We start from the raw sequence: 15733 nt of genomic DNA, 5'->3' as shown, positions 1-15733 counted from the left end.
TAAATTTATGATGAATTTAAACATCAAAATATAAAATATTATGGGAATTTTAGAAAACAAAGTTGCACTTGTTACAGGCGCCGGATCCGGAATCGGCTTGGCAATAGCGGAATTATACGCCAAAGAAGGTGCAAAAGTAGTTGTGTCAGACATAAATGATGAACACGGAAAACAGGCTGTAGAAAAGATTAAAGCAGATGGTGGGGAAGCTTTTTTTGTAAAAGCTGATACTTCTGATGCAACTCAGGTAGAAAATCTAGTACAGTCTACCGTGGAAAAATACGGCAGACTGGATATTGCCTGCAACAATGCCGGAATTGGTGGCGACCAAAATCTTACCGGAGATTATTCTCTGGAAAACTGGCGAAAAGTCTTAAATATAAATCTGGACGGTGTTTTTTATGGCTGCAAATATCAGCTTCAGCAGATGGAAAAAAATGGCGGCGGCGCAATCGTGAATATTGCTTCGATTCATGGCAGTGTGGCAGCACCGCTTTCATCTGCATACACCAGTGCGAAACATGCGGTCGTAGGATTAACCAAAAATATAGGCGCAGAGTACGGAAAGAAAAATATCAGATGCAATTCCGTTGGGCCTGCTTATATCGAGACACCTTTGCTGGAGAGTGCCAGCGGAGATATGAAAGAAGCGCTGATAGCCAAACATCCGATGGGAAGACTTGGAACTTCACAGGAAGTTGCAGAATTGGTGCTTTTCTTGAGTTCAGACAAAGCTTCTTTTATGACGGGCGGCTATTATTTGGTAGACGGCGGTTATACAGCAATTTAAGTAACAGATTTATTCAGGATTAATTATTAAGGCATTCTCTACTTTAGACATGCCTATTTTTGTGATCTTTTGGGTAAATTTTCTTGATATTTGTCTAAATTTGCAATCTCCATTTCAATTTTTAAATTGCTTTTTTTTAATTTTTTCCAGATTAAATGAAAAACTATCTTGATCTTTTACGTCACATCAAAGAAAACGGAACCGATAAAACCGATCGCACCGGAACGGGCACCAGAAGTATTTTTGGTTATCAGCTACGCTACGATTTATCTGAAGGTTTTCCTTTGGTTACGACCAAAAAAGTGCATTTAAAGTCGATTATTTATGAGTTGCTCTGGTTTTTGAAAGGCGATACAAACATTAAATATTTAACTGACAACGGCGTTTCGATCTGGAATGAATGGGCCGATGAAAATGGTGATCTCGGTCCGGTATACGGCGCGCAGTGGAGAAGCTGGAGCGGCGCCGATGGCAAAATTGTTGATCAGATTTCTGAGGTGATTGATCAGATTAAAAAAAATCCCGATTCCCGCAGACTGATTGTTTCTGCATGGAATGTTGCAGAAATTCCGAATATGGCTTTGGCGCCCTGTCACGCATTATTTCAGTTTTATGTTGCTGACGGCAAACTTTCGCTTCAGTTGTATCAAAGAAGTGCCGATGTTTTTCTTGGTGTGCCGTTCAATATTGCCAGTTATGCGCTTTTATTAATGATGGTTGCTCAGGTATGTGATCTTAAAGTGGGCGATTACATTCATACTTTTGGCGATGTTCATATTTACAATAATCATTTTGAACAGGTTGAAAGACAGCTTTCGCGCGAGCCAAAAGCTTTGCCAACAATGAAACTGAATCCTGAAATTAAAAATATTTTTGATTTTACTTTTGAAGATTTTACACTTGAAAATTACGATCCTCATCCGGGAATTAAAGCACCAGTTGCGATTTAGATATTTAAAAGAAACTGTTTTAAATAGTTAATAAATAAAAAAGTGAAGCCTGAAAACTTCACTTTTTTTGTAACAAATCATCGGAATTCTCAACCTATCTGTAAATTTATGATATGCTGAAAAAAATATATCTTTTTACAATTCTCGGGTTTTACGGATGCATGTTTTCTCAGACCAAACCACGCGAAAAGTTGGCTGCGTATATAGACAGTTTGTATGTGCATCACAAGGTCATGGGTAGTTTTGCGATATCTGATCGTAATAATTCAGTGTTTCTAAAAGTTGTTGGGATGGCAGATGTACCGAAGCAACAGAAAGCCAATATGAATACGGAATACCGTGTGGGTTCGGTTTCTAAAACTTTTACAGCGGTTTTAATAATGAAGGCAGTGGAAACAGGAAAGATCTCAACGGATACCAAACTTTCACAGTACTATCCGGAAATCCCCAATGCGGAAAAGATCACCGTAAAGAATCTGCTGCAGCACAGAAGTGGCATTCATAATCTTACTGAGGACAGTGATTTTCTCAATATTTACATGAAACCACAGACTGGAAGTGCGCTTGTTTCATTTATAAAAAAGTTTCCCAGCGATTTCGAGCCTGGAAAAAAGTACGCCTACAGTAATTCCAATTATATTCTTTTGGGTCTGATCTTAGAAAAAATTTATTTAAAACCGTATGCTGAACTGGTTGAAAAAATGATTACAAAACCCCTGAAACTTGAAAAAACAAAGGTCGGCGGCAAAATCAACACAGCAGAAAACCAGGCGCAGTCTTACCAATATTTAGGTATGTACGTGCCGGTGCCGGAATCAGACATGAGCGTGCCCATCGGTGCCGGTAATATTGTTTCCACCTCTACAGAACTTATAACATTTATAAAAGCTTTGGCAAACGGCAAACTGGTTTCCAAAAAAAGTCTTCAGCTGATGACCGAATTTCAGGATGATTATGGTTTTGGGTTGGTTAAAAATCAGTTTGAAAATCAAGCTGGTTTTGGTCATGAAGGAGTGATTGACGGCTTCAGGTCTGGAGTTTATTATTTTCCGCAGGCGGATATTGCTTTAAGTTACCTCACGAATCAGTCTTCGGAAGATCCGCAGGAGCTTTTAGAAAAAATAACATTTGCGGCTTTTGGAAAAGACTTCAAAATACCTGAATTTAAAAATACCATTGTAAAAGCTGAAATTTTAAAAAAATATGAAGGCCTTTACAAAGCTGCAGGTTTCCCGCTGGATATTAAAATTTTTACTGAAAACGGAGTTTTAAATGCTCAGGCAACAGGTCAGGGGCCTTTTCCACTGGATGCAGTTTCAGAAACAGAATTTGAATTTACTCAGGCGGGCATAAAATTGATTTTTGATTCTCCGAGCGGGACGATGAAATTTTCTCAGGGTACTAATAATTTTACATTTAAAAAACAGTAATGATTTATTTAAAAATAAACACCGAAAAAAATGCTGATCCACAGCTTCTGAAAAATGCAATTTCGATGATGAAAGGTGTAGAATCTGTAGAAATTATCGATGAAAAAAATCCGGAAAGTGAGCTGAAAAAAGCGTTTGCAAAAACGAAAGAACAGCTTAAAAAAGGCGATTACGAAACGGTGGTGAATGATATTTTCGAAATTTTCACGAAAACCAGCGCAAAAAAGCAGGAACCTTCCACTGAAACGCATCCGGAAAAAGTTGCTGATGCAGATATTCAGCTTAAGTCAAACTCAGAAACTGAAGGAAATCAAACCATCAATACTAAGTAAAATCATATAATCCACATGAAAAAACTCATCATGTCTGTGGCAATTCTCGGAGCCATGTTTGCGGGAAATGTTTCTGCACAGACTGAAACTTCCGGTCGCGAAAAAGTGTACCGCGCTACACCAACTAAGCTTACAGAGCTGAAACATACCAAACTGAAAGTCAGTTTTGATTATCAGAAAGAGCAGATGAACGGTGAAGAATGGCTGACAGCTTCGCCATTTTTCTATTCGACCAACGAGCTCATTCTTGATGCGAAAGGAATGCTCATTCACGAAGTGGCGCTTGACAGCAACGGAAGAAAAACCGCGCTGAAATATGATTATAAAGATGATGTTTTGAAAATCACTTTAGATAAAACGTATTCTAAAAATCAGGATTACACGGTTTACATAAAATATACCGCGCGCCCGAACGAGGTAAAGCAGGAAGGAAGTCAGGCCATCAGCGATGCGAAAGGTCTGTATTTCATCAACGCGCAGGGAACTGATCCCGATAAGCCGACGCAAATATGGACGCAAGGCGAAACAGAATCTTCTTCAGCATGGTTTCCAACGATTGATAAATCGATTCAGAAAACTACACAGGAAATTTACATGACGGTTCCTGACAAATATGTAACCCTTTCCAACGGAGTTTTAAAAGATTCAAAAAAGGAAGGAAACAGCTTACGAACCGATCATTGGGTGATGGATAAGCGCCATTCGACTTACCTCTTTTTCATGGGAGTGGGCGAGTACGCGATTGTGAAAGACAAGTGGAGAAATATTCCGGTAGATTATTATATTGAGAAAGAATATGAGCCTTACGCAAAGCAGATCTACGGAAACACGCCGGAAATGATCGAGTTTTTCTCAAAAAAACTGGGGTACGATTATCCGTGGGCAAAGTATGCCCAGATTTCTGTAAGAGATTACGTGAGCGGTGCAATGGAAAATACGACCGCAACACTTCACGGCAGTGATATTCTACAGAAACCTGGACAGCTTGTTGACGAGAATACTTGGGAAGATACGATTGCGCACGAGCTTTTCCACCATTGGTTTGGCGATCTTGTGACGGCTGAAAGCTGGAGTAATCTTACGGTGAACGAATCTTTTGCAAATTATTCTGAATATCTATGGAATGAATTTAAATACGGAAAAGATCAGGCGGACTATCATCAGATGACGGATGTCAACAATTATATTCACAACCCGAGAGATTTTAAGAAAGATCTGGTGCGTTTTGATTATGATTCGCGCGAGGATGTTTTTGATCTGGTGACGTATCAAAAGGGTGGAGGCATTCTTCATATGCTGAGAAATTATTTGGGTGACGATGCATTTTTCGCGGGAATGAATGATTATCTTAAAACCTATGAATACGGAAATGCCGAAGCGCATCAGCTGAGACTATCATTTGAAAAAGTTTCCGGGAGAGATCTGAATTGGTTTTTCAATCAGTGGTATTTCGGGAGCGGACATCCAAAAATCTCTTACAGTTCCACTTTTGAACCTGTGAAAAAACAGGTGACGGTTTCGATTGATCAGTCTCAGGAACAGCCTTTCGAGTTTCCTTTGGTGATTGATGTTTACGAAAACGGTAAACCGCGTCGTGAAAAAGTTTGGGTAAAAGCGGAAGCTAAAAACACGTTCACATTTAATGCAGCAAAAGATCCTGAATTAATTAATATCAATGCAGACGGAGTTTTATTGGCAGATATTACCGAAACAAAAACTCCCGAACAGGCTTTGATGCAGTTTACCGGTTCGAAAGAACTGAAAAGCCGTTACAACGCATTGAAAGCAGCAAAAGATCAGGTAGGAAAAAATTCTGCTGCGACAAAAATGGTTTCTGCAGCACTGAAAGATCCTTATTTCAGGGTGCGGATGAAGACTTTGGAAATGATTGATTTGTCGAATGCAGATCAGGCAAAAGCTTTTTCTTCTGATGTTGAGAAACTGGCTGTGAATGATACTAAAACTTTAGTTCAGGGTGCAGCGATAGCTGCTTTGGCTAAAACAAATGATAAGAAATATCTTCCGGTTTTTGAAAAAGGTGTTGGTGCCGTTTCAAATTCGGTGAAGGGGAATTCTCTTGCGGCAGTACTTTCCATTGATCCTTCAAGAGCTACGGCGCTTGCCGATAAAATCAATCTAGAAGGTGCTTCAGACAAAATGATGGCACAGCTGCTTCCGGTTGTGGTGAAAAATAAAATCGAGTCTCAGATGGTAAACATTGTGCCGCTGGTGACTTTTTATCCTTTCTTGAAATTCCAGAATCCTGAACTTGGCAAAACTGCTGAAGAAGGTTTCAACTGGATTATGACGACCGACAGTCCTGCGGCGACGCAGGCAATAACCAAATTGCTTGGACAGGCGAAGAGCGAAATTGCACAAAATCCGCAGGCTAAAATGATGATCGGAACCATGCTGAAAGACGGTGTGGCGAAAAAGATGGAACTTTTAAAGCAAAATCCGCAGAAGGCAGCAAGCATAAATGTGCAGATCGAAACGCTTAACAAAGCGATACAGGATTTTAAATAATATTTAAGATTTAATCTAAAAGCATCTCTTCGGAGGTGTTTTTTTGTAGTATAAAGTTGTAAAAGGAGAGATTTAAGAATGAAATATGAATGATATTAGTTCTGAAAATTACGAGGTTTATCATTCAAAGTTTTTAAACAAAAAAAGCTGCACCATTACGATGCAGCTCTTTTTTGATTACTCGAAAGCAATTTGTAATAACTATTCTTTGATGAACTTCTTTTGGATGGTTCCAAACTGTGCATCTTCAATTTCGATCACATAAAGTCCGTTTACCAGTCCCATCACGTTTACTTTATTATTTACAATAAGACCTTGTCCAACGAGTTGTCCGGCTGCACTGTAAATTTTGTAATTGGCTTTTCTGCTGATGTTTTTAATGTTCAGCTCGCTTTTCACAGGATTCGGATACAGAATAATCTGCGTCTGATCTACCGAGTTGGCAAGTGGTGCTTTAGAAATTCTTACTGAGTAATCTTCCACTTCGCCATTGGCAAAATTGGTACAGTTTACTGGGATTCCATCTTTCTGCAAAGCGACTCTCATTACTACATACTGGAAGGTGCTGTTGCTCACAAATGCACTTGTAGGCACGGTAAACGTCGCAGTTGCAGTAGTAGAATTATTCGGTCCTGATGCCAGAATCCTTTCATCGATATCAAAAATTCCATTTCTATTGAAGTCAATCCAAACCGCTACGCCGCCGTTGGCTCCGCCGTTCAGAACTTTATCAACAGTTATCTGGTTGTTTACCGATCCCTGAATCATTTCAATCAGTTTATCCTGAACGCCGATGTAGCTGGTGTAGTTTGAGCCTAATGAAGTGTTCTCCATTACTGTTTTACCGGTCGGCACTACACGAACTTTCGAAATATATTCTGATGCTGAGTTACCACTGCTCATGTTACAGTAGGTAATTGTAGGCGTTGTAAATAAATACAGTGGTGTGAAGTTTCCGTTTGAAGTTCCGCAAACATTCGCAACCTGCATTTCATACTGCGTCAGTTCAAGTAAACCTGTAATAATATACGTGTTCGTTGGCACTGTAAGAGTTGTAAATCCTGGCAATCCTACTTTTCTGTATCTCAAAGTATAAGAAGTCGCTCCCGGGAAAGGATCCCATGTTACTTCAGCTGTCGTCGGGTTTAATTGCGTAATCGTAAGTCCCGGTGGTGCAATTTCACAAACTCTCACGGTTGTAAATACGACCGTATTCGACCATGGGTTTGGAACAGTTTCACCATTACAGATGTTGGCAACCTGCACTTCATATGTTACAAATGAGGTTAAACCTGTTAATGTAATTGAGTTTGCCGGTGGTGCCGGAGCTGTTGGTGTATTCCACGTTGTCGTTCCTACCGGTCTCCATCTGATGATGTAAGTCGAACTTGCCGCTAATGGATTCCATGTTACTACTGCAGAAGTTGAAGTAACATTACTGATCGTTACCGTCGGAGGCGTTGGATCACATCTGGTCGTAAAGGTATTGCTGGTGTAATTTCCTGCGGTACCGTTACAAACCGCTGCGACACCAATTTCGTACTGAGTTGCTGGTAAAAGTCCTGTGACTGTAGAAGTATTGGTTGTTGCAGGGAAAGGTGCTGCAGCGACGTTTAATGTTTGATAAGGTGCGGTTGATCCTACAGGTCGGTATCTGATGATGTATGTAGCACCACCCAAATCCTGGTTCCAGTTTACAACAACCGAATTGAAGGTTACAGCTCCTAAAGTTACCGTTGGTGTCGCTGTGCTGCAAACCAAAATTCTTACATTGTCGACTGCTGCCGGTGGCTGAGTTCCAAGACTTCCGTCGTTTCTCCACTCAAATACCAGACGCATTGTTGTTCCTGCAAAGGTGCCGAGGTTTTGAGTATTATTTAAATAAGACTGCCAGGTTCCCTGAAGATTGTAATTGGTTCCCACCTGAATTCTTCCTGTTCCTGCAGTAATTAGAGTTCCTGCAACAGGTAAGAAATTAGCTGGTACCAGCCATACTCGAAGGTAATCTAAAGTGGATTCACCCTGTGCTTTCCAGTCAAATGAGAATGTGGCATTAGTCGTTCCAGCAGGTATTGCAATATCACGGTATGCGTGCGTTACTGAGGTCGAAGAGAGATTGTACGAGTTTGTTACACCATTATCATTCGACACATAGATTGCATTGGCGGGATTTCCTGTTGCGCTTCCCCATTTCCACTGGTTGGTTTGACCAGCAGTTGTAAAGCCGAAGTCATTGGCAGTAAATGGCTGCACATAAGGCAATGTTGCCGGGATTTGAGTCGTGGTAAAGCTAGGTCCGGTAATCCACAAACTGCTGTCAGTTGTACTACACACCGCACGTACCCAAAAATAATATACCGTATTTGGAAGTAAACTGTTTAATGTTGCATTGGTCGCTGTAGTTGTTCCTGTCGGAACTGTTGCTCCTGTAGGTGGCGCCGAGCTTGTCGAAACATAATACTGGTAACCAAGTGCTGGCGCAGGCGTTGTTCCTGTCCATGAAATTCCTGCTGTAGTGGCAGCTACCGTTCCAACTGTAAGTCCGGTTGGTACTTTGCATGTAGGAATTAACAGATTAATATTATCAATAGAAGCCGGTGGCTGAGTTCCTCCGCTGCCGTCGTTTCTCCATTCAAAAACCAGACGAAGTGTAGAACCTGCGAAAGAGGCTAGATTTACATTGGTATTGATATAATTCTGCCAACCAGCCTGCTGATTTAGATTTCCGCCAACCTGTATTCTTCCTGCTCCAGCAGTTATCTGTGTTCCGGGAGTTGGTGTAAATGTAGTCGGTACAAGCCAAACTCTGATATAATCAAAACTGCTTTCTCCCACGGCCTTCCAGTCGAAAGATAAAATAGCAGGCGTTGTCGCTGTTGTTCCTGCAGGAACGGCGATGTCACGGTAAGCCTGTACAACACTTGTAGAGGTAATCGTATAGCTGTTTGAAGTACCATTGTTATCTGAAATATATAGCGAACCGCCCGGGTTACCGAATGCTGTTCCGTAAAACCATTTGTTGGTTTGGGTCCCGTTAACTAATGCAAAATCATTCGCTGCATTGAATGGTTGCGTGTAAGGCATAGTAGCAGGAATTTGCACAGTATTAAAACTTCCGCCCGCTGACCAGGTACTGCTATCTGTTCCGCTGCAAACTGCGCGTACCCACCAGAAGTAAGTGGTGCTTGGTGCAAGCGTATTTACCGTTACCGAGTTGGTAGCAGTTGTCCCTGTTGGAGCAGTGCCAGCGTTTGGTGGCGTGCTTGATGTTGAAAAATAGTATTGATATCCGTTCGCAGGTGCTGGAGTTAAAGCGGTCCAGCTGAATGTAGCATTGGTTGTCGTAATTGTGCCCACTGCAAGATTTGTAGGTGCAGTACATGTCGGAATCAAGAACTCTACATTGTCGATTGCTCCTGCAGGCTGTGTACCGATACTTGTGTCATTTCGCCATTCGAAAACCAATCGCATCGTAGTACCTGCAAAAGTTGAGACATTGAGTGTAGTATTACTAAACGTTTGCCACGTGTTCTGCAGGTTTAGGTTTCCCCCAACCTGTATTCTTCCTGCTCCCGCAGTAATCTGAGTCCCTACAGTAGGTGTAAATGTAGCAGGAACAAGCCAAACACGAAGGTAATCGCAGCAACTTTCACCCTGAGCTTTCCAGTTAAAATTTAGGGTTGCAACATTAGCTGCGGTAGTACCTGCTGGGATGATAATATCACGGTATGCCTGAACAACATTGTTGGTGGTAATTGTATATTCGTTAGCAACACCATTGTTATTTGAGATGTAAATCGCTCCGCCAGGATTTCCAAACGCAGTACCGTAAAACCATTTATTGGTCTGAGTTCCGTTCAAAAACGTAAAATCGTTAGCAGTATTAAAATTTTGCGTGTACGGTACCGTAGCAGCTGCCTGTGCCTGAAACCGCGTGACAAAGCCCGCGCAGACGACAAAAAGCAGCAAAATAAAATAAGTAGAGAACTTCTTCATTGTTAATATATTTAATATTATTAATGTAACAAAAATAATGCAATTTTATTGTATACCTGCATTGTAGACTGTTAAATTAGACTTATTCTCGATACTCTTCGCTTCAGACCGAGTTTTACGATATTACGTGAAATAAATTTTTGTTTTTTTGTGGTACTTTATTTGGGAAAATGATTATTTAATATTTACTTAAATCGCATTATGACTGACACTGGTTGCTATTATAGAACTCTATTTAAAAGGATTGATCTTTGGAAATAAGTTGACAAGAATCAATATTCAAAAAAGTATTAAATTAAATCCTACGTGCAATGAAAGCATAAATCTATGCTAGTAATTAAAATTTATATTTAGTTCAATATTCTAAATCCATTATTTTTTACAAAAGTAAAATTCAGCTCTCTTTCGAAGTCGTATTTACCGCGTTTTATATTTCTTTTCATAGCGAAATAATGAGAAATAACGATAATCAATGGAATTAATAAGATGAAAGACATTTCAGGACTGCTTACAAATACGCTTGCGATAAAGAAAATAAATGGAATTGGTATCAACACAAAGCCTATAATAAAATACTTGGTCGGCGTAAATTCTATTTTAATGACAGTTTTTCCATTATTCTCATAGAATGTTCCTTTGATGTTGGGGTTTGGGATTTTACTGTCAAAATAATAACTTCTTCGTCTTACCAAGAATCCATTTTGGTCTGCATAGCCACTGTATTCATATCTCGTAGGTATAGAATATTCGGCATTGTCAAAAATACTGAATGTGCTTGGGTAAATTTTTTTATTCAGTATTTCGGCAAGATCGGCTTTAGTCATCGCAGTTTCAAAACTCATCTCTTCGTAAAGCCCAATATTTTTAACGAAAGATCTTATACAATTATTTAATTTATTCATCAATTAACAGTTCAATATTTATTCGAAAATAAATTTCTTCCAGATATTAAATCAAACCTTCACAAAGCGATTCACAAACATCGCTGCTACAACATCACCCACAGCATTTAAAACAGTGGCTAGCGGATCAACGAGGGTCCCGAGAATAATAACCGCAGGAACTGCTTCCTGTGGCAGCTGATATACCGAGATCATCAGCATTTCGCCCACATAACCGCCGTTGGGAATGCCGCCCGCAACTATACTTACGAAAACAGTGATGCCAAGCGCCAGCAGAAGATTGTTCGGCTCAAAGAAATCCTGCCCGATAATCTGAAACGCGACATAAATCTTGATAATCGAAGACATCGACGAACCATTTTTGTGCAGTGTGGTGCCGACAGGAATAACTAAATTGGCGATCGCCGCCGGAATACCGATTTTTGATGCTGCGACAAGATTCGCGGGCATTGTTGCAAAACTGCTGCAGGTGCTGAGCGCCGTGAGCGTGGGCAGTGGCGCATTCTTCCAGAAAGATCGCACGCCGTTTTGTCCGTTGGCAATAAAAGCATACAGCGAAAAAAAGACAAAGAAATAAATGATACCTGCCACATAATATAAGCCCAAAGGTTTAGCATAAAACCCAAAAAGCTGCGGCCCGAGGGTTGCCACCTGATAGGCAAAGTAAGCTCCAAGCCCGACCGGCGCGATTTTCATAATCATCATCAAAAGTTCCTTCATCACTTCATATCCCGACGCGATAAATATCCTGAAAGGTTTGCCGGCATCGCCTGCTTTCCGGGCAGAAAAACCAGTAAGAAAGGAAAAGATCAGTAGTGCGAGCATATTCCGGCGCGAGAAAAGTTCGGTAAACTCGCCTACGGTGAAAAATCCGACGATGCGGTCGTTCCATGACGTTTCTTTTTGCGGCTGGAGCATCTCGCCGACACTTCCCTGCACCGAATTTACCGGAAAAAGATACACAACAGCAACCGTAAACACTGCCGAGATGAGAATAAACAGCAGAAAAGTAAACGACATTGTAAATAAAATCCGCCCGAAACGCGACTGCTGCTCCAGAGATGAGATCGAATTGGCGACCGCAAAATAGACCAGCGGCACTACGCTTACAAAAAGCAGATTCAGAAAAATATCACCCAAAGGCTTCAGATAAACTACGATCTGCGGCGCTAAAATGCCTATAAAGCTACCGACAGTGATGCCAATGAGCAGAAACAGAATGCCGGAGTAGTTTTTTAAAATTTCTTTCATATCAATAGGTTTGGTTTGATCTGATACAAAAATGCATCTTTTTAGTATTGTTTGGCTATGATTCTGAGAGCGAAACTGATATTAATGTGCTGATGATTTTACCAAAGATAAAAGTAATTTTTGCAGTTCTGCGGTTTAATTTCTGCCTTAAATGTTTTAAATTTGAGTAAACAATACTCGCCAATGGCTTACATAGATTATTACAAAACCCTCGGCATCAGCAAAAATGCTACCGCCGACGATATCAAAAAAGCATACCGCAAGCTCGCGAGGAAACTGCACCCCGATTTGAATCCCGGCGATAAAGAAGCTGAAAAAAAGTTTAAAGAGCTTAATGAAGCCAATGAAGTGCTGAGTAACGCTGAAAGCCGCGCCAAATATGATAAATATGGGGAAAACTGGAAGCATGGCGAAGCGCACGAAAAGGCGCAGCAACAGCAGCAACATCAGTACAGTCAGCAGGATTTTGGAGGTGGATTTTCAGGTGCAGATTTCGGGGAAGGAGAAGCGTATTCCGATTTTTTCCAGAGCATGTTTGGTGGAGCAGGAGGTTTTGGAAGAAGCTCGCGGGGAAGTGCTTCAGGTAAATTTAAAGGTCAGGATGTGCAGGCTGAACTCTCGCTGAGCCTTCGTGATGCCGCAGAAACGCATTCGCAGGTTTTTGATATCAACGGTAAAAAAGTGCGCATCACAATTCCGGCTGGTGTATATGACGGGCAGCAGATCAAAGTTGGCGGTCATGGAAGTCCGGGTGTGAATGGTGGTCCAAACGGTGATCTCTACATTACTTTTAATATCAAACCTGATGCAGATTTTGAAAGGAGTGGCAATGATCTCAAAGCAAAAGTTCCTATTGATCTTTACACGGCTGTTCTTGGCGGTGATGTTTCCATAAAAACCTTAGGCGGAACGGTTAATCTTAAAGTAAAACCTGAAACTCAAAACGGAACAACGGTTCGCTTGAAAGGCAAAGGGTTCCCGGTGTATAAAAAGGAAGGCGAGTTTGGTGATCTCTTTGTGACCTACGAAGTGAAACTGCCGACCAACCTGAATGAGCAGCAGAAAGATCTATTTAATCAGCTTAAAAATTCATCGTTATGAAAGAAAGAATATCGCGCGACGAACTCGTGAAAATATATAATGTTGAGGTTACCTTTTTTGATTCGCTGGTAGACAGCGGTCTGCTCCACGTAGAAACCGACAACGAAACACATTACCTTATCTATGAAGAGCTGCCGGTTTTTGAGCGTTTTGCCAACTGGCATTACGATCTGGAGATCAATCTTCCCGGGCTGGAAGTGATTCATCATATGCTTGGGAAAATAGAAGAAATGAACCGCATCAACCGTGAGTTGAGGCAGAAACTTTCAGCAGTTGGTGGCGGGTTTGAAGATATTTAATTTAGTTTTGCACGCGAAAACATTCTATATCAGCTTATGAATACCGACGAAAAACGCATTCCACTTACCGTAAACCGAAAGGATTTTGAAGAAATCTATTTTACCGGAAATCAGAAAAGTCTCTTTTTTTCGCCTTCTACAAAAGGTAAAACGGTTACAACACTTGTCGTGGCAGCGATTCTGATAGTGCTCATTATTTTTCGGAATGATTTAAGTAAGGAGAAATTCGGGATTATTTATTTTGTCAGTTTTCTGTTTCTGCTGTGCGCGGTTTATCTTTCGCTGGCGATCAATAAAGTTTCAAAATGGAAAAAAGAAGTTTCCGGATATTTGAAGAAACTGGAATCGGCGAAGGTCTACGAAATTGTTTTTGATAAAGATTCTTTTGGTGTCAATCTAAATGGGCAATCAGAATTCAGTCTTTGGAAAGATTTTCAGAACGCTGAAATTAATGATAATTACATCGCGGTGGAAGGAAAATTTAATTATATGTTTCCAAAAAAAGCGATGAGTGGTGCAGATTTTTCGCTTTTAAAAAAGACAGTTGAGAAAAATATTATCAACAGTTAGGTTTAAATTTCAATCAATAAAAAACTCAGAGCAAAATACTCTGAGTTTTTTTATTATGGAAATTTCCGCTATTCTTTAATCACTTTTCTGGTGAAATCTCCTTCAGAAGTTTTTAGACGGAACATATAGACACCTTTCGGTAATGACGAAATATCTATTTTCTGAGTGTTATCTTGCATAGAAAAGTCTTTCATTTCTCTGATCAGCCTTCCTTCCTGAGAAAAGATAGTAAGCGAAGTAAGTTTTTTGGTCTTAATAAAAATGAAGTTGCCTTTAGCAGGATTAGGATAGATAGCGGAATCGTCATTATCAGTCACTAGGTTATTGACAGATAAATTGCTGTTGTCGATGAAAAATCTTCTGAGATACAGCTTGTAATTATTGTTTCCGCAAGGATAGTAATCTGCATTTTCTTTGATAATCAACCTGTCATTCTGCATATAGACAGTCGATGTTTTAGAATTGGTATTGATGATTGGAAATTCGATGTATCCTGTATTATTAAAACCCGTTTCCTGCACGCCATTTATCGAAAATCTTGTCAGACAATATTTGTTTGTGCTTCCCAAGCCGTAAGCGTATATTTTATTGTTGTGAATAAAAGCCTGTCTGAGATTAAACGTATTACTCATTGTTTTGAAACCGTTGCTGAAAGCCATATCCAGCTGGCCACTGCTGTTCAATTTCATCATGTGTGTTTTGAGTGTAGGATATGGCGAAAATGAATTGCTGATAATCACAATACTGCTGTCTGGCTGTACAAAAGCTTCAAGATAGTAGGATTCTGTAGTTTCTATACTTGAAAGGTAGATGCCGTTTTGTCCAAAGCTGTTAAGAAGATTTCCGTTGGCATCGGTTTTAATAACAATAATTTTCGTGTTTGAACTATTAGGAAAATCCGGCTGCACCATTTTTCTTCCTACGAAAACGTAGTTTCCGGCAGCATCCATATCAAAAGAGAGGATTCTGAGACCTAGCAATGTCGAAAATGACAGCGTTCCATTGTTTCCGAAGGCAGTATTTACGGTTCCATTTGGATTTACTTTAGTAATAGATGGGTAATAGGTGTTGCCTGAAACAATATTTGAATTTGTCAAAATATCACCCGACGCCAGAAGTTTAAAATCTCTCATCGTTGGCAGAGAATACTGAAAGCTGGTATCGAAATTTCCTGCAGCATCGAGCTTTCTGATGGTGTTGATATATTTACCCAGATAAGATCCCGAAGGCATTCTTTGTAAAGAATTAGCATACGATTGTCCGGTACTCTTCTTTCCGTTGGTACCAAAAGTCTGATCGAGCTGACCGTTTGCCGTAAATTTTAATGTATAGCCTTCATAGCTGCTGTTTGCGTTGCATCCCCATTCGGTAATACCGACATTCATTAAGGAATTGTCAGGATTAACGACCGTTCCATAAGCAGAAAATCCCTGAAACGAACTTGTAGGCGCATTATTGATGACAAATTCTACTGTTCCGTTTGTGCCAAAACTTGTATCAAGCGTTCCCGGAGTCTGCGCCTTCACAGACAAACCTGATACAAGTATCGCGAGTAATAAAAGTTTTTTCATAGTTATTTTTAAATA

The 15733-nt window shown here is 40.3% G+C and carries 12 protein-coding genes; 8 read left to right on the top strand and 4 right to left on the bottom strand.

The window, feature by feature from the left end; translation table 11 throughout:
• Nucleotides 1–40 precede the first annotated feature (40 nt).
• From ASG01_RS12260 to ASG01_RS12240, 5 genes are all read left to right on the top strand, one after another.
• On the top strand, nt 41–790 hold the full coding sequence (locus tag ASG01_RS12260; RefSeq protein ID WP_055864021.1) for an SDR family NAD(P)-dependent oxidoreductase: 750 nt from the start codon (nt 41–43) through the stop codon (nt 788–790).
• 155 nt (nt 791–945) lie between these two features.
• Nucleotides 946–1740, top strand: coding sequence for a thymidylate synthase (locus ASG01_RS12255; RefSeq protein WP_055864019.1), 795 nt, complete (start codon nt 946–948; stop codon nt 1738–1740).
• 113 nt (nt 1741–1853) lie between these two features.
• Complete coding sequence (locus ASG01_RS12250) at nt 1854–3170, top strand: serine hydrolase domain-containing protein (protein WP_055864017.1); 1317 nt, start codon at nt 1854–1856, stop codon at nt 3168–3170.
• Nucleotides 3170–3502: a hypothetical protein gene (locus ASG01_RS16245; protein WP_238584552.1), complete on the top strand. Its 333-nt coding sequence runs from the start codon at nt 3170–3172 to the stop codon at nt 3500–3502. Before ASG01_RS12250 ends, ASG01_RS16245 begins: the two co-directional genes overlap by 1 nt.
• Before the next feature lie 15 nt (nt 3503–3517).
• Nucleotides 3518–6028: a M1 family metallopeptidase gene (locus ASG01_RS12240; protein ID WP_055864016.1), complete on the top strand. Its 2511-nt coding sequence runs from the start codon at nt 3518–3520 to the stop codon at nt 6026–6028.
• A 201-nt stretch (nt 6029–6229) separates the two neighbouring features.
• On the opposite strand, the gene ASG01_RS12235 is transcribed toward ASG01_RS12240, so the two are convergent.
• The 3 genes from ASG01_RS12235 to ASG01_RS12225 form a co-directional block, all read right to left on the bottom strand.
• Nucleotides 6230–10024: a fibronectin type III domain-containing protein gene (locus ASG01_RS12235; protein ID WP_055864014.1), complete on the bottom strand. Its 3795-nt coding sequence runs from the start codon at nt 10022–10024 to the stop codon at nt 6230–6232.
• Nucleotides 10025–10374: 350 nt separating this feature from the next.
• Nucleotides 10375–10866, bottom strand: coding sequence for a hypothetical protein (locus ASG01_RS12230; RefSeq protein WP_238584551.1), 492 nt, complete (start codon nt 10864–10866; stop codon nt 10375–10377).
• A gap of 111 nt (nt 10867–10977) precedes the next feature.
• Nucleotides 10978–12177 (bottom strand): dicarboxylate/amino acid:cation symporter, encoded by a 1200-nt coding sequence (locus ASG01_RS12225; protein WP_055864010.1) that lies wholly within the window; start codon nt 12175–12177, stop codon nt 10978–10980.
• 183 nt (nt 12178–12360) lie between these two features.
• Here ASG01_RS12225 and ASG01_RS12220 point away from each other — a divergent pair, with 183 nt between their 5' ends.
• From ASG01_RS12220 to ASG01_RS12210, 3 genes are read left to right on the top strand one after another with little or no spacing between them, the layout of a single operon-like run.
• Nucleotides 12361–13278: a DnaJ C-terminal domain-containing protein gene (locus tag ASG01_RS12220; RefSeq protein ID WP_055864008.1), complete on the top strand. Its 918-nt coding sequence runs from the start codon at nt 12361–12363 to the stop codon at nt 13276–13278.
• Complete coding sequence (locus ASG01_RS12215) at nt 13275–13577, top strand: chaperone modulator CbpM (RefSeq protein WP_055864006.1); 303 nt, start codon at nt 13275–13277, stop codon at nt 13575–13577. Before ASG01_RS12220 ends, ASG01_RS12215 begins: the two co-directional genes overlap by 4 nt.
• A gap of 36 nt (nt 13578–13613) precedes the next feature.
• The gene (locus tag ASG01_RS12210; RefSeq protein WP_055864004.1) at nt 13614–14147 is read left to right on the top strand and encodes a hypothetical protein; all 534 of its coding nucleotides are present in this window, start codon (nt 13614–13616) and stop codon (nt 14145–14147) included.
• 68 nt (nt 14148–14215) lie between these two features.
• Here ASG01_RS12210 and ASG01_RS12205 read toward each other — a convergent pair whose 3' ends face one another.
• Nucleotides 14216–15718 carry a T9SS type A sorting domain-containing protein gene (locus ASG01_RS12205; RefSeq protein ID WP_055864002.1) on the bottom strand — a complete coding sequence of 501 codons (1503 nt, stop codon included), beginning with the start codon at nt 15716–15718 and terminating at the stop codon, nt 14216–14218.
• Nucleotides 15719–15733 lie beyond the last annotated feature (15 nt).

The sequence above is a fragment of the Chryseobacterium sp. Leaf180 genome (genome assembly GCF_001424585.1).
Lineage (GTDB): Bacteria > Bacteroidota > Bacteroidia > Flavobacteriales > Weeksellaceae > Chryseobacterium.
The sequence above is the reverse complement of the archived record's forward strand: the minus strand, read 5'-3'. Positions and strand labels throughout refer to the sequence as shown.